20 protein-coding genes are annotated in these 20774 nt (G+C 58.4%); 9 read left to right on the top strand and 11 right to left on the bottom strand.

Translation table 11 applies throughout. From position 1 onward, the window contains the following. Positions 1-130 precede the first annotated feature (130 nt). Positions 131-1009: an excinuclease Cho gene (cho, locus tag ENTMO_RS0110100; protein ID WP_029485045.1), complete on the top strand. Its 879-nt coding sequence runs from the start codon at positions 131-133 to the stop codon at positions 1007-1009. Here cho and ves read toward each other — a convergent pair. From ves to astC, 7 genes are all read right to left on the bottom strand, one after another. Next, positions 987-1544, bottom strand: a complete 558-nt coding sequence (gene ves, locus ENTMO_RS0110095; protein ID WP_010430135.1) for an environmental stress-induced protein Ves — start codon at positions 1542-1544, stop codon at positions 987-989. The two genes, cho and ves, sit on opposite strands and share 23 nt — an antisense overlap. 261 nt (positions 1545-1805) lie before the next feature. After that, positions 1806-2300 (bottom strand): ATP-independent periplasmic protein-refolding chaperone Spy, encoded by a 495-nt coding sequence (gene spy / locus ENTMO_RS0110090; protein ID WP_010430133.1) that lies wholly within the window; start codon positions 2298-2300, stop codon positions 1806-1808. A 329-nt stretch (positions 2301-2629) separates the two neighbouring features. After that, a complete protein-coding gene (astE, locus tag ENTMO_RS0110085) occupies positions 2630-3595 on the bottom strand; it encodes a succinylglutamate desuccinylase (protein ID WP_010430130.1) in 966 nt (321 codons plus the stop codon). 9 nt (positions 3596-3604) lie between these two features. Next, positions 3605-4930 (bottom strand): N-succinylarginine dihydrolase, encoded by a 1326-nt coding sequence (gene astB / locus ENTMO_RS0110080; protein ID WP_010430127.1) that lies wholly within the window; start codon positions 4928-4930, stop codon positions 3605-3607. Continuing rightward, positions 4917-6404: a succinylglutamate-semialdehyde dehydrogenase gene (gene astD / locus ENTMO_RS0110075; protein ID WP_010430124.1), complete on the bottom strand. Its 1488-nt coding sequence runs from the start codon at positions 6402-6404 to the stop codon at positions 4917-4919. The genes astB and astD overlap by 14 nt, the downstream gene beginning before the upstream one ends. Beyond that, on the bottom strand, positions 6401-7435 hold the full coding sequence (astA, locus tag ENTMO_RS0110070; protein ID WP_010430122.1) for an arginine N-succinyltransferase: 1035 nt from the start codon (positions 7433-7435) through the stop codon (positions 6401-6403). Before astA ends, astD begins: the two co-directional genes overlap by 4 nt. Next, positions 7432-8652: a succinylornithine/acetylornithine transaminase gene (astC, locus tag ENTMO_RS0110065; protein ID WP_010430119.1), complete on the bottom strand. Its 1221-nt coding sequence runs from the start codon at positions 8650-8652 to the stop codon at positions 7432-7434. The genes astA and astC overlap by 4 nt, the downstream gene beginning before the upstream one ends. A 433-nt stretch (positions 8653-9085) precedes the next feature. On the opposite strand from astC, the gene xthA reads away from it, so the two are divergent. From xthA to ENTMO_RS0110035, 6 genes are all read left to right on the top strand, one after another. Further along, a complete protein-coding gene (gene xthA / locus ENTMO_RS0110060) occupies positions 9086-9892 on the top strand; it encodes an exodeoxyribonuclease III (protein WP_010430117.1) in 807 nt (268 codons plus the stop codon). A 6-nt stretch (positions 9893-9898) separates the two neighbouring features. Beyond that, positions 9899-10582: a TVP38/TMEM64 family protein gene (locus ENTMO_RS0110055; protein ID WP_010430115.1), complete on the top strand. Its 684-nt coding sequence runs from the start codon at positions 9899-9901 to the stop codon at positions 10580-10582. A 15-nt stretch (positions 10583-10597) separates the two neighbouring features. Further along, positions 10598-11758: an ABC transporter substrate-binding protein gene (locus tag ENTMO_RS0110050; protein ID WP_029485044.1), complete on the top strand. Its 1161-nt coding sequence runs from the start codon at positions 10598-10600 to the stop codon at positions 11756-11758. Next, positions 11731-13266 (top strand): ABC transporter permease family protein, encoded by a 1536-nt coding sequence (locus ENTMO_RS0110045; RefSeq protein ID WP_010430110.1) that lies wholly within the window; start codon positions 11731-11733, stop codon positions 13264-13266. Before ENTMO_RS0110050 ends, ENTMO_RS0110045 begins: the two co-directional genes overlap by 28 nt. Then, entirely contained in the window at positions 13266-13886 is a 621-nt protein-coding gene (locus ENTMO_RS0110040; RefSeq protein ID WP_010430108.1) for an ATP-binding cassette domain-containing protein, read from the top strand. The genes ENTMO_RS0110045 and ENTMO_RS0110040 overlap by 1 nt, the downstream gene beginning before the upstream one ends. Before the next feature lie 73 nt (positions 13887-13959). Beyond that, positions 13960-15267 (top strand): rhodanese-like domain-containing protein, encoded by a 1308-nt coding sequence (locus tag ENTMO_RS0110035; protein WP_010430105.1) that lies wholly within the window; start codon positions 13960-13962, stop codon positions 15265-15267. Here ENTMO_RS0110035 and ENTMO_RS0110030 read toward each other — a convergent pair. Next, positions 15264-15881, bottom strand: coding sequence for a CDP-alcohol phosphatidyltransferase family protein (locus ENTMO_RS0110030; protein ID WP_010430104.1), 618 nt, complete (start codon positions 15879-15881; stop codon positions 15264-15266). The two genes, ENTMO_RS0110035 and ENTMO_RS0110030, sit on opposite strands and share 4 nt — an antisense overlap. Continuing rightward, positions 15874-16443: a carboxymuconolactone decarboxylase family protein gene (locus ENTMO_RS0110025; RefSeq protein WP_010430102.1), complete on the bottom strand. Its 570-nt coding sequence runs from the start codon at positions 16441-16443 to the stop codon at positions 15874-15876. Before ENTMO_RS0110025 ends, ENTMO_RS0110030 begins: the two co-directional genes overlap by 8 nt. Positions 16444-16518: 75 nt before the next feature. Here ENTMO_RS0110025 and ENTMO_RS0110020 point away from each other — a divergent pair, with 75 nt between their 5' ends. Then, positions 16519-16935: a pyrimidine (deoxy)nucleoside triphosphate diphosphatase gene (locus tag ENTMO_RS0110020; protein ID WP_010430101.1), complete on the top strand. Its 417-nt coding sequence runs from the start codon at positions 16519-16521 to the stop codon at positions 16933-16935. Here ENTMO_RS0110020 and ENTMO_RS0110015 read toward each other — a convergent pair. Beyond that, the gene (locus tag ENTMO_RS0110015; protein ID WP_010430098.1) at positions 16898-17167 is read right to left on the bottom strand and encodes a YnjH family protein; all 270 of its coding nucleotides are present in this window, start codon (positions 17165-17167) and stop codon (positions 16898-16900) included. The genes ENTMO_RS0110020 and ENTMO_RS0110015 overlap by 38 nt on opposite strands. Positions 17168-17396: 229 nt before the next feature. On the opposite strand from ENTMO_RS0110015, the gene gdhA reads away from it, so the two are divergent. Next, the gene (gene gdhA / locus ENTMO_RS0110010) at positions 17397-18740 is read left to right on the top strand and encodes an NADP-specific glutamate dehydrogenase (RefSeq protein WP_010430096.1); all 1344 of its coding nucleotides are present in this window, start codon (positions 17397-17399) and stop codon (positions 18738-18740) included. A 116-nt stretch (positions 18741-18856) separates the two neighbouring features. Here gdhA and ENTMO_RS0110005 read toward each other — a convergent pair whose 3' ends face one another. Beyond that, positions 18857-20770 carry a DNA topoisomerase III gene (locus tag ENTMO_RS0110005; RefSeq protein WP_010430094.1) on the bottom strand — a complete coding sequence of 638 codons (1914 nt, stop codon included), beginning with the start codon at positions 20768-20770 and terminating at the stop codon, positions 18857-18859. Positions 20771-20774: the final 4 nt, after the last annotated feature.

The raw sequence follows: 20774 nt of genomic DNA, 5'->3' as shown, positions 1-20774 counted from the left end.
TGGGAGAGGGTCGGGGTGAGGGCATCAGGCTGCACGTCCTGGTTGGGGTGAGGGCATCAGGCCACCCGGCTCTTTTTTAACCACAACACACCTGCTACACTGTATACCTGAACAGTATATGGAGCAGTATGTGAGCAGGCGTCAATCTGCCCCGCGTCTTGAGTTTGAAGCGGCGGCTATTTATGAATATCCCGAACATCTTCGCCCCTGGCTTGAAGCGTTGCCAAAACAGCCGGGTGTGTACATCTTTCACGGCGAAAGCGACACCCTTCCGCTCTATATCGGTAAAAGCGTGAATATTCGCAGCCGGGTATTATCCCATCTGCGCACGCCGGACGAAGCCGCGATGCTCCGCCAGTCGAGACGCATCACCTGGTTTCCGACTGCGGGTGAAATGGGCGCGCTATTGCTGGAAGCCCGATTGATAAAAGAGCAGCAGCCGCTGTTCAATAAGCGACTTCGGCGCAATCGCCAGCTCTGTTCCTTGCAGATCAGCAACGGCAAACCACATGTTGTGTACGCCCGTGAGGTTGATTTTTCTCATGAGCCGAACCTCTATGGCCTGTTCGCCAATAAACGCGCGGCACTGCAGGCTTTGCAGGCGCTCGCCGACGATTTACAGCTTTGCTACAGCCTTTTAGGATTAGAAGGCACCACGCGCGGTCGCGCCTGTTTCCGCTCGGCGCTGAAACGCTGCGCGGGTGCCTGTTGTGGGAAAGAGAGCGTCGAGGAACATAATGCCCGACTGCTCGCCGGGCTGGGGGCCATCAGCGTCAAATGCTGGCCATGGGAGGGTGCCGTTGCCCTGAAGGAAGTGGGTGAATTGATGACGCAATATCACATCGTCCACAACTGGCTTTGGCTGGGCGCCGTTGATACGTTGCAAGACGCCGCAACCCTGCTGCGTACCCCCGCCGGATTCGACCACGACGGCTACAAAATACTCTGTAAACCCGTGCTAACCGGCAAGTACGAAATCATTTCGCTTAATGACCTGGCAGCCACGTAATTTCACTGAACAACAGCGTTCCTGTCGATTCCAGCAGCCGGAGGGTATGCGTGCCCTCCTCCCAGCTGGCCCCCTGATCCGCCGTCAGCAATTTTTCGCCAAGCTGCCATGCCCCGCTTAACACAAATACCACGCCACCGCGGGAGCCATAGGTGGTGAAGGTCCGATCCGCGACACGAACCTTCGCCTGGCAGCAATCCCGCCGGGTCATAATATTAAAATCCATCGACATCTGCCCATCCGTTAGCAGTGCTTTCACCGGCAGATCGCCGGCAAAACTGTAGGGCTGGTGATGTTTCAGGGTATGGAAAAATGCCTGACCGGCATCCAGCGTGACCTCTCCCCCTTCCAGCAGGGTGATCACCCGATCGACGCCGGGAAACGACGAGAACTCGCCATTGCTGGCAATAGAGGCAATGCTGGCGCGCCAGTAAAAATCACGCGTCGCGGGAGGAAAACAACATATTTCGCGTGTTTCGCCAGCGCCATTACGCCAGAGACTGACCGGCATCTTACGGATATCAAAGAACTCCATCACCACTCCTGAGGGGCGCAACCTGCGCCAGGGCAACGACATTGCTGTCATTGCTGTCTTGTTTATTATCGTTGGAAATCTACAGACGTATTATCGGCAGCAGAGTGGGCAAACCTTAGTAAATCTCTGACGCGACTACAGGAGAATACCGCGCTGGCGGCGGCAGGCAAGAGGTGGGCAGAAAGAAAAAACCGCCGGTCCTGTCCACAGCGTTTTTGCTTATGTGAACAGGATCCCGGCGGTCTTAAGAGGGTGAACCGATTATTCGGTTGGTGCTGGCATTTTACCTTCTGGCGCCGGACGTTCTGTCAGACGCTTCTCAAAATTGGCATTAAACTGTTTTTTCTGTTCCGGGGTCAGAATGTTGTAGATCTTATTCTGGGTTTCCATGTGGGCAAGCATGCGGGCTTTATGCTGCTCGGCCATTTTGTCGATCTGCGCTTCCGCTTTCGCTTTATCGAAGCTGTCGCTGGCAATGATGTCATGCATCGCGCGGCGCTCTTCCAGCGGAGGACGTTTCATCTGGTCACGCTGGCTTTTCATGATGTCGCGAACCTGCTGTTTCTGCGCGTCGGTCAGATTCAGGTCTTTAAACATCATCATCTCATGGTGCATACCCGGCTTGCCTTTATGATGCATCATCATTTTGCCTTCAGTTGGCGCGGCGGTCGTGGTGGCGGTATCTGCGGCGAACGCCATGCTGGTAGCGCCCAGAGCCAGGGTAGAGGCAACAAACAGTGCAGTTAACTTACGCATAATGTATTTCCTTACTTTCAGTTATTCTTCGGCGCTATGCCGTGTTGACGATATTCACTTTACGGGGTTTATCGTCAATTAGTCAGAGCAACGGTAAAACAATGAAAGTGTAAAAAACAATTTTTCGCCAAATGTGGAGGAATTAAGGATAAAACATGGAGAGGTGAAACATAAATATTCAATATACTGATTTTAAAGAGATTATGTAGAAGTATAACGAAGTGGCGTTTATTAATAAAGCAATTACCCAGGAATATTCTGCAAAAGAGATATAACCGCCTTCATTGCTAAGAAAATAATTTCCCCTCTTACTTCAAGAGGGGAAATTATCAGGCTAATTTTTCCAGCATCAGTCCGGCTCGCAGACCAAACGCCACCGACGGATTGGGGAATAAAACATACTCTGTGGCTCTCTGCACCTCGTATCGCTCGTCACCGTCTTCTGCCAGGAGTGCCCCTTGACGGAACGGCGTGAAGTTCAGCGTGTGGGCCGCCATATGGAGAAGGAAGGCATCGCTGCGACGGGTGATCTGCTGCACGACCCGATAACGCACGACGGGCTCGTGCGCATGTTCCGGGGCGGTGCCGCCGAGCAGCGCCCGAAGCGCAGAGTGCGTCGGAGCAAAGCGCGTCAGATCGTTCTCCCCGAAAGGCAGCGCTTTTCCCAGCTCCAGCGTGCAGGCCGGCGCGGCGAAGTTTTCACACGTAAAATGGGTGAACGTGCCGCCCGGCGGCTGATGGAAGACCAGGGCTTCCAGCCCCGCATCCCCCAGCCAGCTCAGAAAGGTTTCATCCCAGGGCTGACTGCGCTGCGGCAGTACCCCAAAACGCACATGATAAGAGGCACGGATAGCCGTATGCAGGTCGAGGTGCCAGCGCGTTCCCCCCGCGGTGACAAAAAACGTCGTCACTACGCTCTCCAGCCACTGCGCGCGCGCCGTTTCATCGCTTTGGGGGAACTGCGACCAGCGGCCCCCAAACATCCGGTTGATATCACTCACCAGGTAACGTTTGTTTTGCGCCAGCGCTGGCGGATTGCCAAACACCACCAGCACGCGACACGCGAGCGTAATCTCTCCACGGTACAACGCGCGCAGCAGCAGGTCGACAATCTCAACGGGTGCAGTTTCGTTGCCGTGAATACCGCTCGACAGCAGAAGCGATATGTCGCTTTGCGCAAACGGCGTCAGTTCAAGTACACCCCGTCCCAGCCAGCGCCAGTGGAATGAGGGGCCATCGCCCTCAGTCTGTTCGGGCGTTTCGTCTGCCAGCGTCAGCGCCAGTAAATTTTCCATATCAGCCCCTTAGCGCTGGAACGGATAAACCGATCCCAGCTGCAGGATTGTCGATAACGCATCCAGCGCCTCGCGCCCTTCACGCAGAAGCTGCGGGTCAACCAGATCGGCCTGGGTCAAGCGATCCCGATAGTAACGATCGACCCAGTCGTTCAGCCGCGCAAAGAGCGTATCGTTCATCATCACCGCCGGGTTTACCGCCTGCATTTCGTCCTGAGTTAACACCACGCGCAGACGTAAACAGGCTGGCCCGCCGCCGTTGGCCATGCTTTCACGCAGATCAAAGACGCGCAGTTCATCAATCGGGTTATCCGCGTTCACCAGTTCGCTCAAATAACGCCACACGCCCTGATGATTACGGGACTCCTGCGGCAGCACCAGCATCATGCTGCCATCGTCACGGCTCAGCAGTTGGCTGTTGAAGAGGTAGGTTTCTACCGCATCCTGCACGCTCACCGCCTGTGTGGGCACCTGAATCGGCGTAAAACCGGGTACATGCTCATGCAGCGTGGCGAGCAGCCTCTCCTGATGCGCAAACGCCTGTTCATGGCAGAACAACACTTGACGGTTGGAGACAGCAATCACGTCATTATGGAATACGCCCTGGTCGATCACCTGCGGATTTTGCTGGGCAAAGATCGCCTGTGACGGATTGACCTGGTTCAGCCGGGCAACCGCCTGGCTCGCCGCCAGCGTCTGGCGTGCAGGATAGCGCGTGGGCGCGTTGTGACCGCCCTCTTCCCGCCCGTAGATAAACAGCTGCACGGCAGGATCGCCATAATCACCGCCCAGCCGGTTGTGGTTGGCTGCCCCTTCGTCGCCAAACATCGCCACCTGCGGCAGGGCCTGATGCACCTCGAAACGGGCGTCATTCTGGAATATGGCGCGCAGCACGCGCTCGGTGGTTTCCGCTTCGGTGGCGCGGTGGAATTTGTTATTCAGGTTCGCCACGGTCAGATGGACTTTGCCATCCAGCGTGTCGGCTGACGGCGCGACGGTCGCCGCGTTTGCCACCCACATTGACGACGCGGAACTCGCGGCAGAGAGCAGGTGCGGCGTTTGCGTCCCCGCTTTTTCTACCACCTGCTCATCAGTACCGCTAAAGCCGAGCTGGCGAAGGACAGCCACGTTCGGGCGCTCCTGCGGCGGGATGACCGCCTGCGGGAAACCGGCATCCGCCAGCGCCTTCATTTTTAGCAGCCCCTGCTTCGCCGCCAGCTTCGGGTTGGAGACCTGAAAACGGTGCTTCGTCGAGGCTTCATTCCCGAATGAGAGACCGGCATAGTGGTGCGTCAGCCCCACCAGCCCGTCAAAGTTAACCTCACGCGCTTTCATGGCGATCCCCTCCGGTAAAATCCAGCCCCGGATTGAGCGTCTCCGGCAGCGTCAGCGCTGGAGTTTCCAGACTCGCCATCGGCCACGCGCAGTAATCGGCGGCATACCACGCGCTGGCGCGATGGTTGCCCGACGCGCCCACGCCGCCGAACGGGGCGGTACTTGCCGCCCCGGTCAGCGGTTTGTTCCAGTTCACAATCCCGGCGCGCGCTTCAAGCAGCAGCTGATCAAACTTCTCGCGATGCGGTGAAATCAGCCCGCTTGACAGGCCGTAGCGGGTGTTATTCGCCATCGCAATGGCCGCATCAAAATCGTCATAGCGCCAGACACACAGCAGCGGGCCAAAGACCTCTTCATCCGGCACGTTGCTCGCGCCGCTCATCTCAATAATGCCCGGCGTCAGCAGCGAGGTACCAGGCTGAACCTGCTTCGGCTCCAGCAGGGTTTTCGCGCCGCGCGCGACGTGGTCCTGCCAGGCTTTCAGCACGTTCAGCGCGGCCTGTTCGGAAATAAGCCCGCCAATAAATGGCTGCGGGTCGGCATCCCACGCGGCAGGCACCAGACGCGCGCTCACCTCTACCAGACGCTTCAGGAAGGCATCCCCCTGCGCGCCACGCTTGACCAACAGGCGGCGGGCACAGGTACAGCGCTGTCCGGCGGTAATGAAGGCGGACTGAATCGTCAGGTGCACCGCGGCGTCGATATCATCAGGATCTTCGACAATCAGCGGGTTGTTGCCGCCCATTTCCAGTGCCAGAATTTTCTCCGGCTGCCCTGCCAGCTGGCGGTGCAGCTGATAGCCCGTTCCGGCGCTGCCGGTAAACAGCAGGCCGTCGATATCGCTCAGCGCACTCAGCGCCTGACCGGTTTCGCGCCCGCCCTGCACCAGGTTCAGCACGCCCGGCGGCAGACCGGCCTGTTCCCACAGCTTCACCACCGCCTCGCCTGTTAATGGCGTGAGCTCGCTCGGTTTGAAAATAACGGTATTGCCCGCCAGCAGCGCGGGCACAATGTGGCCGTTCGGCAGATGCCCCGGGAGGGTGTACGGGCCAAATACCGCCAGCACGCCATGTGGCCGGTGGCGCAGCGTGGCCGCGCCGTCCGGCATCTCGGTATGCTGTTCGCCGGTGCGGGTGTGGTACGCCTTGATCGAAATGGCGATTTTGTTGATCATCGCCGTCACTTCGGTGGTCGCTTCCCAGCGCGGTTTACTGGTTTCGGACGCAATGATGCGCGTCAGTTCGGCCTTATTCGCCTCCAGCAGCCCGGCAAATTTTTCCACAATCGCCTGGCGCACGGAGAAGGGCTGTTTTGCCCATGCCGGAAACGCGCGGCGAGCAGCCTGGCCCGCCTGTTCTACCTGCCCGGCACTGGCATCATTTCCTTTCCAGAGCACCGCCTGGCCGACCGGATTGGTTTTTACCCGCAGGTCGCCTTCACCCGTTACCCAGTCACCGTTAATCCATAAAGTCATGCTGTTTTCTCCTCAGGGCAGAGACGCACCAGGCGAACCGAGTCGCCCGCGTTACATTTCAATGCATCCAGCTGCGCCGCCGTCAGTACCAGACGCTCACATTTAGGGTCAGTACGTACCAGCATGGCGCGGAAATTATTGTAGTTTTCGTTGGAGACCAGACAGGCTGGCCATTCGCCCGGCGCGGGTTGTCCTTCGGAGACCGTCACCAGACGGCTTTTACGAATGGCGCGCACGCGGTCAATGTCACACTCAAGCGTTGGGCCGCCGTCGAAGATGTCGACATAGTTGCGGTAGCGGAACCCCTCTTTCTCGAGCACCGCGCGGGCGGGCGCGGTCTGCGGATGCACTTCGCCGATCACTGCCTGCGCTTCCGGGGTGAGGAAATGGGTATAGATAGGATGTTTCGGCATCAGTTCGGCAATAAAGGCTTTCTGGCCCGTGCCGCAGAGATAGTCTGCCCGGCTGAACTCCATCGAGAAGAAGCGCTCGCCCAGGCTCTCCCAGAACGGCGAGTAGCCTGTCTCATCAATCACGCCGCGCATCTCGGCAACCACTTTTTCGTTAAAGCGATCGCGAAAGGCGGCCATAAACATAAAGCGCGATTTGGAGAGCAGATAGCCGTTGCCCTCTTTGCGCCACGCCGGATCGAGGAACAGCGTGCACAGCTCGCTGGCACCCGTGTGGTCATTACAGAGAAACAGCGTGGGCAGCGCGTTATAGACGTTCAGCTCTTTCGAGGCGTGAACCATGGTACCGACGCGGTAGTTGTACCACGGATCGTTAAGCCCGACGGCCACTTCAATGGCGCAGATCCCGGCCACGGTGCCCGTGTCGGTCTCTTCCAGCACGAACACATAGCCCTGTTCGCTTTTTGGCAACGTCCCCTGCCAGGTGTGCAGGGCGCGCTCAATGCGCGCCGACAGCGTTTTTTCATCGGCGGGAAGCGAGGTCAGCCCGCCTCCCGTCTTACCGGCAAGCTGCATAAGCCCGGCGAGATCGCCGCGCTCAACGGGACGGATGACCATCATGATGACACCCCGGATTTCACCTGTTCACAGGCCAGCGCAAAACGGTCTAAGCCGGTTCTCACCTCTTCTTCGCTGACGATCAGCGCAGGGGCAAACCGCACCACGTTGGCACCGGCTATCAGCACCATCACGCCCACTTTTGCCGCTTCCTGTGAAATAAGTTTAGCTTTTCCGGCAAACTCCGGCGTGAGTTCACAGCCGATTAACAACCCCAGACCGCGAATTTCTTTAAACAGCCCCATTTTGCTGTTGATGGCATTCAGGCGCTCAACAAACCAGTCGTGACGCTGCTTAACGCCTTTCAGCACCTCAGGGGTATTAATGATGTCGAGCACCTGCCCGGCGACGGCGGTAGCCAGCGGGTTACCGCCGTAGGTGGTGCCATGGGTGCCAACGGTCATCACGCTGGCAAATTTATCGGTGGTCAGCATAGCCCCAATCGGGAAGCCGCCGCCCAGCGCTTTGGCGGTTGAGAGCACGTCCGGGGTAACGCCATAGTGCATATAGGCATACAGCTCACCGGTGCGGCCCACGCCGGTCTGCACTTCGTCGAAAATCAGCACCGCATTGTGACGATCGCACAGCTCGCGCAGCCCCTGCAGGAAGGCTTTTTGCGCCGGAAGTACGCCACCCTCGCCCTGCATCGGCTCGACGATCACCGCACAGGTTGTGTCGTCAATCAGCTCGCTGGCGGACTGCAGATCGTTATAGATGGCGTGACGGATATCCGGTGGCAGCGGCGCAAAGTCCTGAGAGTAAGAAGGCTGACCGCCTGCGCTGACGGTAAACAGCGTGCGGCCGTGGAAGGCATTTTTAAACGCCACAATCCCGCTCTTGTGCGTGCCAAACTTGTCGTGGGCATATTTACGCGCCAGCTTCAGCGCCGCTTCGTTGGCTTCCGCCCCCGAGTTACAGAAAAACACTTTTTCGGCAAAGGTCGCGTCGATCAGTTTTTTTGCCAGGCGCAGCGCAGGCTCGTTGGTAAAGCCGTTACCGGTATGCCAGAACTTCGCCGCCTGGTCGTTCAGCGCCTGACGCAGCGCCGGGTGCGCATGGCCCAGCGCATTCACCGCAATCCCCCCCGCAAAGTCGATGTACTCTTTGCCCTGCTGATCCCACAGGCGCGAGCCTTCCCCACGTACCGGAATAAAAGCCGCCGGAGCGTAAACCGGCATCATCCATTCATCGAAATTTTCACGCGTAATTGACAGAGACATAGCGACCTCATCCGGTAAATAAAAAGTTATTTGAATGTTAAATAATTGGGTATTTGCACTGTGAATGTAGATTGCACGCTTCGTGCCAGCCAGCGATAAAAATGCATAAACGGGATAGCAAGACAGAATATCAACAGGTTACGATATGGAGTTATTCACTGTTAATGCATAAAAAGTGAATATTTTTACGACAAGCGGCGCTTTGCCGCATGAAAATCAGAAAGAGTATGCACAGGCCAAATATAATTCTGGAATTGTGATCGCTCGCGAAATTTATTGACCATTTACGCTCTGTTTGGGGGCAAGGTGCGTCAGAATGGTGCAAAAATTGCACCGTTGGCATTATCTGTCGCAGTAATTGGGCGAAGCGGATAACAGACGACACAATTTCTGCTACCATCCATGCACTATTCACCTTGCACTGGCAGCGACTATGAAATTTGTCTCTTTTAATATCAACGGCCTGCGCGCCCGCCCTCATCAGCTTGAAGCCATTGTTGAGCAACATCAGCCAGATGTGATCGGCCTGCAGGAGACCAAGGTTCACGACGACATGTTCCCCCTCGAAGAGGTGGCGAAACTCGGTTACAACGTCTTTTATCATGGGCAGAAAGGCCATTACGGCGTTGCGCTGTTGACCAAAGAGACGCCCGTTTCTGAGCGCCGTGGTTTTCCCGGCGATGACGAAGAAGCACAGCGCCGCATCATCATGGCGGAGCTGCCTTCCCCGCTGGGGAACATCACCGTGATCAATGGTTACTTTCCCCAGGGCGAAAGCCGCGACCATCCGACCAAATTCCCGGCCAAAGCCAAGTTTTATCAGGATCTGCAGGACTATCTGACCACCGAACTGAACAAAGACAACCCGGTGCTGATTATGGGTGATGTGAACATCAGCCCGACCGACCTGGATATTGGCATTGGTGAAGACAGCCGCAAACGCTGGCTGCGTACCGGCAAATGTTCCTTCCTGCCGGAAGAGCGCGAGTGGATGCAGCGCCTGCTGGACTGGGGCCTGGTGGATACCTTCCGTACCGCCAACCCGGAGACGCAGGATCGCTTCTCGTGGTTTGACTATCGCTCAAAAGGCTTTGATGACAACCGCGGCCTGCGCATCGACCTGCTGCTGGCCAGCTCCCCGCTGGCAGAACGCTGCATCGAAACCGGTATTGACTACGATATCCGTAGCATGGAAAAACCGTCTGACCACGCGCCGGTGTGGGCGAAATTCAAGCTGTAACCCTGTGTGAACATTCAAAAAACACTTTTCCTGTGCGCCCTTCTGGGCGCCTTTGCGCTGGCGTTCATCCTCCTGCCACCGGGTACGCTATCCCTCGACGTGATAAAAACGCACCAGCAGGCGTTGCTCACGCAGGTCGAACATGCCCCCCTGCGAAGTGCGCTCACCTATTTTGTTATCTATGTCGTGGTAAGCGCCCTGTCGATCCCTGGCGCAGCCATCCTGACGCTGCTGGGTGGTGCACTTTTCAGCTTGTGGGAAGGCGTACTGCTGGTGTCGTTTGCATCCACACTCGGCGCCACGCTGGCGATGCTCGCCAGCCGTTATCTGCTTCGCGACGGGGTGCAACGGCGTTTTACGCTACAGATGAAAACGGTCAATGCCGGGATGGCGCGTGACGGCGCGGGGTACCTTTTTGCCCTTCGCCTGATGCCGCTGTTTCCGTTTTTCCTGGTGAATTTGCTGATGGGGCTGACCCGCATCACGGTGCGTCGCTACTGGTGGGTAAGTCAGGCCGCCATGCTGCCTGCAACGGTTGTCTTTCTCAACGCCGGGCGCGAGCTAGGAAGAGTGACATCACTGCGCGATATTTTGTCGCCGGGTGTGCTGTTCGCCTTTACACTACTGGGGTTATTCCCGCTGGCCACCCGCTGGCTCTTTTCCCGTTACACCTCTTCGTTCAAAAAGTGAGGCATTATGCGCTGTGTGCGTTTTTGCGCGTTTCTGACAAGCCTGCTGTTGGCGACGCCAGCCTTTTCTGCAGACAGCTGGCAATCCCTTCAACAACAGGCAAAAGGCCAGACCGTCTGGTTTAATGCCTGGGGTGGCGATCCGGCGGTAAACCGCTACCTGGACTGGGTTAGCGGCGAAATGAAAACGCACTACGCGATTGACCTCAGAATTGTTCGTCTGGCGGATGCCGCCGATGCGGTAAAACGCATCCAGACGGAACATGCCGCAGGGCGAAACCACAACGGCTCGGTCGATTTACTCTGGGTTAACGGAGAAAATTTCCGCACCCTAAAAGAGGCGGGTTTGCTCCAAACCGAATGGGCGCAACAGCTGCCGAACTGGCGATACGTTGATACGCGTAAACCGGTTACGGAGGATTTTGCCATACCAACCGAGGGAGCAGAATCGCCGTGGGGCGGCGCGCAGCTGACCTTTATCGCCCGTAAAGCAAGCATGCCTGCGCCGCCAGATACCCCTCAGGCATTGCTGGCCTGGGCGCAGCAGCATCCGGGCAATGTCACTTATCCGCGCCCGCCTGACTTTACCGGCACGGCGTTCCTGGAACAGCTGCTTCTGACGCTCACCACGCAGCCTGACGCGCTAAAAAAAGCGCCGGATGATACCTTCCAGCAGGTTACCGCGCCGCTGTGGCGCTACCTCGACACGCTGCATCCTCTACTGTGGCGTAAAGGGCAAGATTTTCCGCCCTCGCCCGCGCGCATGGATGCCCTGCTCGCCAGCGGCAACCTGACTCTGTCGATGACCTTTAACCCAGCGCATGCCCGGCAAAAGGTCGCCAGCGGTGAACTGCCTGCCGACAGCTACAGCTTCGGGTTTAAGAACGGCACAATCGGTAACGTCCATTTTGTCGCCATTCCGGCGAATGCCAGCGCCAGTGCGGGGGCAAAAGTGGTGGCAAACTTCCTGCTTTCACCGCAGGCGCAGATCCGCAAAGCCGACCCGGCCGTGTGGGGTGACCCGAGCGTGCTGGACGCGGGAACGCTACCCGCCGATGAGGCGAAGCGGCTTCGCAGCCACACGCCAGAAGCGTTACCGGCAGTTCTTCCTGAACCGCACGCCGCCTGGGTTAACGCGCTGGAGCAGGAATGGCTTCGCCGTTACGGCACCCGCTAAGCGCGGCGATCTGGCTGGTAATGGCGGTGATTTATCTCCCGCTGCTTCCTGCCGTCGCTATGCTGTTTACCCCGGCGCTGTCGCTCGATAGCTGGCAGGCACTGGCCGACGATCCCCAGTTGCCGCAGGCGTTTGCCGCCACGCTGGTCTCGACGCTGTTGGCAACGCTGGGTTCGCTGGTGATTGCCCTGGGGTTCATCACGCTGCTGTGGCCCGGCGAACGCTGGCATCGCTTGTGCACGCAGTTACCCTGGATGCTGGCGGTGCCCCACGTCGCTTTCGCGACCAGCGCGTTACTCCTGTTTGCCGAGGGAGGGCTGTTTTATCAGGTCTGCACTTTCTGCTCACGGCAACTCGATCGTTATGGCATCGGGCTGGGGCTGACGCTCGCGGTCAAAGGGAGCGCGTTTGTCCTGTGGGCACTCTATGCCGCGCTACCTGAAGCGCAGTTGGCGCAGAAGAATGTGGTTTTGCGTACCCTCGGTTACGGACGCCTTCAGCGCCTGTGCTGGCTGGTCCTGCCGACCATTGCCCCCGCGCTGGGGGCCGTGATGCTGGCCGTTCTGGCCTGGTCGCTGTCTGTGGTGGATGTTGCCATTATTCTGGGGCCAGGTAATCCCCCCACGCTGGCGGTGCTGGCCTGGCAGTGGCTCAGCCAGGGCGATGCGCAGCAGCAGGCGCAGGGAACGCTCGTTTGCCTTCTCTTACTCCTGACTCTGGCGCTGCTGGCCGGCGTGGGATTCGGCATCTGGAGAGCCTGGCGACGCACCTTGCCGAACCTTTCCGGCGTCAGGCGCCGCGCGTCCCTGCCGGTACCGAAAAAGTCGCTCGCCTGGTGGCTACCGGGATGTGGGATCCTCTGTGCCATCGTGCTGCTCGGTTTAGCGCGTCCCGAAGCGGCCGCGCTGTCCCCGTTAACCACCAGCCTTACGCTGGGGATGCTCTCTGGCGTGCTGGCGCTTGGGCTGAGTTTTCTCTGGCTCGAATGGGGGCCCAAAAGACGCGCGCTGTGGATCTGGCTGCCGCTCGCGTTGCCCGCTCTACCTCTTGTCTCCGGTCAATATGCCGTTGCGCTCACGCTGGGCATCGACGGGCAGTTCGCTGCCGTGCTCTGGGGGCACCTGCTGTGGGTGCTGCCCTGGACGCTGCTGGTGCTGCAACCTGCCTGGCAAAAGCTGGATCCCCGACTGTTCCTCTCCGCCAGAACGCGTGGCTGGGGACGGATGAAAATATTCTGGATGCTAAAATGCCCCCTGCTGGTACGCCCGGCGTTACTGGCTTTTGCCACCGGGTTTTCGGTGAGCATGGCGCAATACATGCCCACACTGTGGCTGGGTGCCGGGCGTTTTGCCACGCTGACCACTGAAACCGTGGCGCTCAGCAGCGGAGGAAGTCTTCCAGTCCTGGCTACCCGCGCGCTGGGATTACTGTTAGTGACGGGCATCGTTTTTGGCACCGCCGCCCTCTTATCCAGACTGGCAGGCCGCTACCGTCGAGGATTACGATAATGTTAAAGGTGCAAAATCTCACCATTGAACCGCTTTTCCGGCAGGTCAATTTTTGTGTACCGCGCGGGGAGATAATGACCCTGATGGGGCCGTCCGGAAGCGGGAAATCGACACTTTTCTCCTGGATGGTGGGGGCGTTATCTTCTGATTTTAAGGCGCAGGGAGAACTGTGGCTTGAAGAACGCCGCTGTGACACCTTGCCCGTGGAAACGCGTGGTTTAGGGATCCTCTTTCAGGACGCCCTGCTGTTTGACCACTTCAGCGTCGGGCAAAACCTGATGCTCGCCCTGCCTTCCCGCATTAAAGGCGAGGCGCGTCGAGAACGCGTTGAGCAGGCGCTACGTTCTGCCGGGCTGGAAAATTACTCTGCCAGCGACCCTGCTACGCTTTCCGGCGGAGAACGCGCCCGGGTCAGCCTGCTGCGCGCCCTGCTTGCGGAGCCGCAGGCATTATTGCTGGATGAACCTTTCAGCCGCCTCGATAAAGCGTTACGAACGACGTTTCGAACCTGGGTGTTTGACGCCGTTCGTGCGCGTAATATTCCAGCGGTGCTGGTCACCCATGATGAGGAAGACATTCCGCCCGGTGGCAAGGTGATCGAGATTTCTCGCTGGCAATAATGTGCTAACGCAATGTTTTCAGATCCGGGAGAGACGACAATGCCCCCCTCTTTTACTGACGTCAGGTTATTCGATGAAACGTGTTTCTCAACTGACCGCGCTGGCCCTGCTCTGCGGCCTCGCCTCACTCTCCGCCGTGGCGGCTGATATGTCCTCTTCGCTTACGCTGGCCGAACTGCAGGCACAACAGGGCAAAGCCATCGACACCCGCCCCAGCGCGTTTTACAACGGCTGGCCGCAAACGCTCAGCGGCCCCTCCGGGCATGAACCCGCCGCGCTCAACCTGGCGGCCTCCTGGCTTAGTGCCATGAGCGACGAGCAGATTAGCGCGTGGATAAAGCAGCATCAGCTTACCCCCTCCACGCCCATTGCCCTTTACGGTCGCGATGCCGAAAACCAGGCCGTTAAAGCCCGCCTGGAGAAGGCCGGATACGCGCATGTGTCGCTTCTCAGCGATGCCCTGCAAACGCCCGACCGCCTGCAGCGCCTGCCGCACTTTGAACAACTTGTCTACCCGCAGTGGATCCACCAGCTGCAACAAGGCAAACCGGTCACCGCCGCCCCGGCTGGCGACTGGAAAGTGATTGAAGCCGCCTGGGGCGCACCGAAGTTTTACCTGCTGAACCATATCCCCGGCGCGGGTTACATCGACACTAACGAGGGGGAAAGCGAGCCGCTGTGGAATAAGGTTTCTGACGACGCGCTGCAAGCGATGCTGGCGAAGCACGGGATCCGTCACGATACCACCGTCATTCTGTATGGCCGTGACGTTTACGCCGCCGCGCGCGTGGCGCAAATCATGCTGTATGCGGGCGTGAAGGATGTTCGCATTCTCGACGGCGGCTGGAAAGCATGGTCAGAGGCCAACCTGCCGGTTGAGCGCGGTATGCCCGCAAACGTGAAGCCCGCCCCGGATTTCGGTGCACCGATCCCCGGCCAGCCGCAGCTGATGGTGGATATGGAACAGGCGCGCGGCATGCTGCATCGTCAGGATGCCTCGCTGGTCAGCATTCGTTCGTGGCCGGAGTTTATCGGTGACACCAGCGGCTACAGCTACATCAAGCCCAAAGGTGAAATTGCCGGGGCGCGCTGGGGTCACGCGGGCAGCGACGCGACCCACATGGAAGATTTCCATAACCCGGATGGCACCATGCGCAGCGCCGATGATATAGCCGCTATGTGGAAGACCTGGCACATCCAGCCTGAGCAGCACGTCGCGTTTTACTGCGGCACCGGCTGGCGGGCGTCAGAAAGCTTTATGTACGCCCGCGCGATGGGCTGGAAGAACGTCGCCGTCTATGACGGCGGCTGGTACGAATGGAGCAGTCATCCGCAAAATCCGGTCTCTACCGGCAAACGCGGGCCTGAGAGTACCCTCTAAGCGTTGAGTGACTTCAGCGTCACATAGCCGCTCCAGATGCGCGTTGTGGTGGTCAGCCAGCACAACGCGCCGAATATCCACGCAAACAGCGTAAAGTGCGCCGGAAACAGGCAGCACAGTACGAACAGCGCGATGGTTTCCGTCCCTTCCGTTAGCCCACCGATGTAATAAAACGACTTGTGCGCATAGCCGGGGTTGTCGATATCGTGTTTCGCCGCCAGCGCCGCAAACGCCAGAAAACTGCTGCCGGTGCCGATAAACGCGAACAACAGCCAGGCGGCGGCCAGCGCATTCTCGGCGGGCGCAGCCAGGGCAAAGCCAAACGGGACCAGCGCGTAAAACAGAAAATCGAGCGCGATATCCAGAAACCCTCCCGCATCGGTTAATCCCCTGCGGCGCGCCAGCGCACCGTCCAGACCATCCAGCAGGCGGTTGAATACGATGGCGACCAGCGCAGCAAAATACCAGCCGAGCGCCAGAAACGGCAGCGCCAGCACGCCGACGGCAAATCCCGTTAACGTCAGGCCATCAGGGGTAATAAAGGATTTATCCAGCACGGCCACGAGCTGGTTAAGGAGAGGTTTCAGGCGAGGATGCAGGTGTTTATCAAGCATGGGGTTTCTCTTTAAAGGTAGCGCACAGCCCCTGAGCAGGAATGTCGAGCGCGGCATTGAAACGTGCCGAGAGGTTTTGAAACGCAATCAACGCCGTCATTTCGGTAATCGCGTCGTCTGTAAAGTGGCGCTTCAACTGCGCTTTGACCACGTCATCCACCTGAGGCGGCGTGGCGCTGACGGCTTCGGCATACGCCAGCGCAGCGCACTCCTCGTCGCTGAATACATCGCTTTCACGCCAGTGGCTCACCGCCTGAACTTTATCCAGCGCGCCCGCCCGCTCGGCAAGCCGCAGGCTGTTGGCATCAATACAAAATGCGCAGTGACACAGCTGCGACACGCGTGTCATCAGCAGTGAACGCAGCACCGGGGAAAGAGGTGCCTTGCGGCGCTCCAGATAACCGACGAACAGCGCCACCAGCCAGAACAGACGCGGCATCCGTCCCCACCAGCGAGTGGGATTAAGCACCGCGCCAAAATTTTTTTTCTGCATGGCGGCAATCGGCTTAAGGCTGGCGGGAAGGGATTCGATGGGGGCAACCCAGGTGGTGGTCTTTTTCACCTGATTCTCCTGATAGCTGGACTCTGAGAAAGAGCACGATAATATGTCTTTTTTTGCTAACAATTATTGACGACCATGCTGAAAACACTCGATGTCGTTGCCGCCATCATCGAAAAAGACGACAACATTTTACTGGCGCAGCTCCCTGCCCACGCCGACCAGCCGGGAATGTGGGAATTTGCAGGCGGGAAAGTCGAAGCCGGTGAAACCCAGCCCGAGGCGCTGATCCGCGAACTGCGTGAAGAGTTGGGTATTGAGGCTCAGCCTGCGCACTACGTGGCAAGCCACCAGCGCGAAGTGTCGCAGCGATTAATCAACCTGCACGCCTGGCATGTTCCCGTCTTCAGTGGAGAGCTCACGGCGCACTACCACAGCGCGCTGGTGTGGTGTACACCGGAAGAGGCGTTCGCCTACGACTTAGCCCCGGCGGATATTCCGCTGCTGGAGGCCTTTATTATTTTACGCGACGCCAGACCAGCGGATTCGTGCTAATGGTGCGTTCATCACGCTGGCACTGCAGTAAAACACCGTCCGCTTTAACCACCGCCCCTTCAGAATAGTTTTGATCCTGATAGATGCAGCACTGATTGCACGGCTGCGCGCGCTGGCCGCTGGAGCTAAAAACCTCTGGCGGCACGTTCACTTCCACATCCGGGCGAATGCGGTCAGCCTGAGCGCCAGCGGTAAACATCAAACATAACGCGGTCATCACGTAACGGTTCATCGACTTGTCTTCCTGTATGTGTCCTGATATTGACTATAACGGTAAACCTGAGCAGAACCTTTAATTTATCTCGCCATCGCTTTTGGTTATGACCCGCCCTCTCTCATGAATTTCCCTTTCGGCACACATTTCTGCTTGCCTCACAAAGCGGTACGGGTGGTATAGTCAAAAAAACAACACAAATCGCATAAGCAACACACATAAATTACTATAAGAGGTTCTTATATCTATGGATCAGACACGCACTCTGGAAAGTTTCCTTGCCCATGTTCAGCAGCGCGACCCGCACCAAAGCGAGTTCGCGCAGGCCGTTCGTGAAGTAATGACCACGCTGTGGCCCTTCCTTGAACAAAATCCGCGCTACCGTCAGATGTCTCTGCTTGAACGCCTTGTCGAGCCAGAACGCGTGATCCAGTTCCGCGTGACATGGGTTGACGATCGCAATCAGGTGCAAGTCAATCGTGCGTGGCGCGTACAGTTTAACTCCGCCATTGGCCCGTTTAAGGGCGGCATGCGCTTCCACCCGTCCGTAAACCTGTCGATTCTGAAGTTCCTCGGCTTCGAGCAGACCTTTAAAAACGCCCTCACCACGCTTCCGATGGGCGGCGGGAAAGGCGGCAGCGATTTCGATCCGAAAGGCAAAAGCGAAGGCGAAGTGATGCGCTTCTGCCAGGCGCTAATGACCGAACTGTATCGTCATCTTGGTCCTGACACCGACGTTCCTGCCGGTGATATCGGCGTCGGTGGACGTGAAGTGGGCTTTATGGCCGGGATGATGAAAAAACTCTCTAATAACAGCGCCTGCGTCTTTACCGGCAAGGGGCTGTCGTTTGGCGGGAGTCTGATCCGCCCGGAAGCGACCGGATACGGCCTGGTTTACTTCACCGAAGCCATGCTCAAGCGTCACGGCTTAGGTTTTGAAGGGATGCGCGTCGCGGTGTCCGGCTCCGGTAACGTGGCGCAGTACGCTATTGAGAAAGCGATGCAGTTTGGCGCTCGCGTGGTAACCGCCTCTGACTCCAGCGGCACGGTGGTGGATGAAGCGGGCTTCACAGCAGAGAAACTGGCGCGCCTGTGTGAAATCAAAGCCAGCCGCGACGGTCGCGTGGCGGATTATGCCCGAGAGTTTGGCCTGACCTACCTGGAAGGGAAACAGCCGTGGGGCGTGCGGGTGGATATCGCCCTGCCGTGCGCAACGCAGAACGAGTTGGATGTTGAAGCCGCGCGTACATTGATTAGCAACGGCGTGAAAGCCGTAGCTGAAGGGGCGAATATGCCGACCACCATCGACGCGACGGACCTGTTCCTGGAAGCGGGCGTGCTGTTTGCGCCGGGCGAGGCCGCTAACGCGGGCGGCGTGGCGACCTCCGGCCTCGAGATGGCGCAAAACGCCGCGCGCCTCGGCTGGAAGGCGGAGAAAGTGGATGCGCGCCTGCACCACATCATGCTGGATATTCACCATGCCTGCGTGGAGTACGGCGGTGAAGCATCGCAAACCAACTACGTGCGCGGGGCGAATATTGCCGGGTTCGTGAAGGTGGCGGATGCGATGATTGGGCAGGGCGTGATTTAAGCTTTCGCTGCATTCTCGCCCTTGTAGGCCCGGTAAGCGTTAGCGCCACCGGGCTTTTTTAAGGCCGCAGAGCTGCTTTTCGCCGGGTGTCGGCTGCGCCTTACCCGGCCTACGGTTTAAGAGGCTGCCGCGCTCTTTTTCTTTTTAAACGTTTTCTTCGCGCCACCACCGGGTGCAACCATCCCTCTGAACGTTTTCACCGGCGTGCTGCGCGCCTGATCGATCAGTTGGTAAAGCGTCCCGACCAGCGGCTGCATAAAGTCCTGATAGCGGCACTGCTTCTCGCTGATCTGCGTCAGCACCGACTCCCAGTGCGCGGTCATGTCCGGCCTCGCGGCCAGCTCTGGCAAGGAGTGAATCAGTGCCCGGCCCGGCTCTGTCGAATGGATATAGCGCCCTTTTTTCTCGAGAAAACCACGCTTAAACAGCAGCTCGATAATCCCCGCGCGGGTTGCTTCCGTACCCAAACCGTCGGTGGCGCGGAGGATCTTCTTCAGATCTTTATCCTGCACAAAACGGGCGATCCCGGTCATGGCGGAAAGCAGCGTCGCGTCGGTGAAATGGCGCGGCGGCTGGGTCTGACGCTCAACCACTTCGCCCTTCTCGCACAGCAGCTCGTCATCTTTAGCGACCACCGGCAGCGGCGTGCCGTCATTCTCCTCGTCGCGCTCTTTGTTACCGAGCAGCGTGCGCCAGCCCGCTTCCGCAAGGAAACGCGCTTTGGCGACAAACTTGCCTTTGGCAATCTCAAGCTCAATGACGCATTTACGGAACACCGCGTCCGGGCAGAACTGCATCAGGTACTGACGAGCGACCAGGTTGTACACCTTCGCTTCGTTCTCGGTCAGATTGACGCTGCTGGCACGCGCCGTCGGGATAATCGCGTGGTGGGCATCCACCTTTTTATCATCCCAGCAGCGGTTATGGGTGTCCGGGTTGACCGCCGGCTGCGGGAGCAGATCCGGCGCATGCACGCCGATGGCGTTCATCACCGAGTGGCGTCCGGCAAAGTGTTCTTCCGGCAGATAGCGGCTGTCCGAACGCGGATAGGTGATGAGCTTATGGGTTTCGTAGAGCTTTTGGCAGATATCCAGTACGTTCTGCGCGCTCAGGCCAAACTTTTTGGCCGCCTCAATCTGAAGTGCAGAGAGCGAAAATGGCAGCGGCGCGGGTTCTGATTCCCGTTTATCGTTATAGCTGGTGACGATAGCGGGCTGCCCGGTAATGCGGTTAACCACGTGATCCGCCAGCGGACGATGGAGCAGACGCCCCTCTTCATCCTGGTATGACTCGCAGGCGTCGCTCGGCTGCCAGACGGCGGTAAAGCGCTCGTCTTTTGGGGTGACGATATGCGCTTTCACTTCAAAGAAATCTTTGGCGACGAAGTTTTCAATCTCTTCATCACGGCGAACCACCAGCCCCAGCACCGGCGTCTGCACGCGGCCCACGGAGAGCACGCCCTGATAGCCCGCGTTGCGCCCGAGGATGGTGTAGGCGCGAGTCATATTGATACCGTACAGCCAGTCGGCGCGGGCGCGGGCTAAAGCCGAGACGCACAGTGGAATAAACTCGCTGTTGGCGCGCAGGCGCGAGATTGCCCGCTCGACGGCCTGCGGGTTGAGGTCGTTAATTAAACAGCGCTGCACCTGCTGGCGCTTTTCCGGCGCCAGCTCCAGGTAGTCCAGCACTTCATCGACCAGGAGCTGCCCTTCCCTGTCCGGGTCACCCGCATGCACGATTTCAGCCGCTTCATGCAGGAAGCGCTTGATCACGTTGAGCTGTTTGGTGACCGAAGGCCGGGGCTGCAGGCGCCATTTTTCCGGCACGATGGGCAGATCGTTCAGGTTCCAGCGGGCATAGCGGCTGTCGTAGACATCCGGCTGCGCCTGCTCAAGCAGGTGACCAATACACCAGGTGACCACCTGCCCGTTACCGCATTCGATGAAGCCGTCGCCTTTGCGATGCGGTTTAGGCAGCACATCGGCAATGGCGCGGGCCAGGCTCGGCTTTTCGGCAATAAACAACCGCATCGAA

The organism is Enterobacter mori LMG 25706 (assembly GCF_000211415.1).
In the GTDB taxonomy this organism is placed as follows: Bacteria; Pseudomonadota; Gammaproteobacteria; order Enterobacterales; family Enterobacteriaceae; genus Enterobacter; species Enterobacter mori.
This window is presented reverse-complemented; position numbering and strand designations above follow the sequence as displayed.

What these genes read in the sequence shown, in the direction of transcription:
- ves (WP_010430135.1), bottom strand. Translation starts at nt 1,544, where the DNA reads ATGGAGTTCTTTGATATCCGTAAGATGCCGGTCAGTCTCTGGCGTAAT.
- spy (WP_010430133.1), bottom strand. Translation starts at nt 2,300, where the DNA reads ATGCGTAAGTTAACTGCACTGTTTGTTGCCTCTACCCTGGCTCTGGGC.
- astE (WP_010430130.1), bottom strand. Translation starts at nt 3,595, where the DNA reads ATGGAAAATTTACTGGCGCTGACGCTGGCAGACGAAACGCCCGAACAG.
- astB (WP_010430127.1), bottom strand. Translation starts at nt 4,930, where the DNA reads ATGAAAGCGCGTGAGGTTAACTTTGACGGGCTGGTGGGGCTGACGCAC.
- astD (WP_010430124.1), bottom strand. Translation starts at nt 6,404, where the DNA reads ATGACTTTATGGATTAACGGTGACTGGGTAACGGGTGAAGGCGACCTG.
- astA (WP_010430122.1), bottom strand. Translation starts at nt 7,435, where the DNA reads ATGATGGTCATCCGTCCCGTTGAGCGCGGCGATCTCGCCGGGCTTATG.
- astC (WP_010430119.1), bottom strand. Translation starts at nt 8,652, where the DNA reads ATGTCTCTGTCAATTACGCGTGAAAATTTCGATGAATGGATGATGCCG.
- xthA (WP_010430117.1), top strand. Translation starts at nt 9,086, where the DNA reads ATGAAATTTGTCTCTTTTAATATCAACGGCCTGCGCGCCCGCCCTCAT.
- ENTMO_RS0110045 (WP_010430110.1), top strand. Translation starts at nt 11,731, where the DNA reads ATGGCTTCGCCGTTACGGCACCCGCTAAGCGCGGCGATCTGGCTGGTA.
- ENTMO_RS0110040 (WP_010430108.1), top strand. Translation starts at nt 13,266, where the DNA reads ATGTTAAAGGTGCAAAATCTCACCATTGAACCGCTTTTCCGGCAGGTC.
- ENTMO_RS0110035 (WP_010430105.1), top strand. Translation starts at nt 13,960, where the DNA reads ATGAAACGTGTTTCTCAACTGACCGCGCTGGCCCTGCTCTGCGGCCTC.
- ENTMO_RS0110030 (WP_010430104.1), bottom strand. Translation starts at nt 15,881, where the DNA reads ATGCTTGATAAACACCTGCATCCTCGCCTGAAACCTCTCCTTAACCAG.
- ENTMO_RS0110020 (WP_010430101.1), top strand. Translation starts at nt 16,519, where the DNA reads ATGCTGAAAACACTCGATGTCGTTGCCGCCATCATCGAAAAAGACGAC.
- ENTMO_RS0110015 (WP_010430098.1), bottom strand. Translation starts at nt 17,167, where the DNA reads ATGAACCGTTACGTGATGACCGCGTTATGTTTGATGTTTACCGCTGGC.
- gdhA (WP_010430096.1), top strand. Translation starts at nt 17,397, where the DNA reads ATGGATCAGACACGCACTCTGGAAAGTTTCCTTGCCCATGTTCAGCAG.
- ENTMO_RS0110005 (WP_010430094.1), bottom strand. Translation starts at nt 20,770, where the DNA reads ATGCGGTTGTTTATTGCCGAAAAGCCGAGCCTGGCCCGCGCCATTGCC.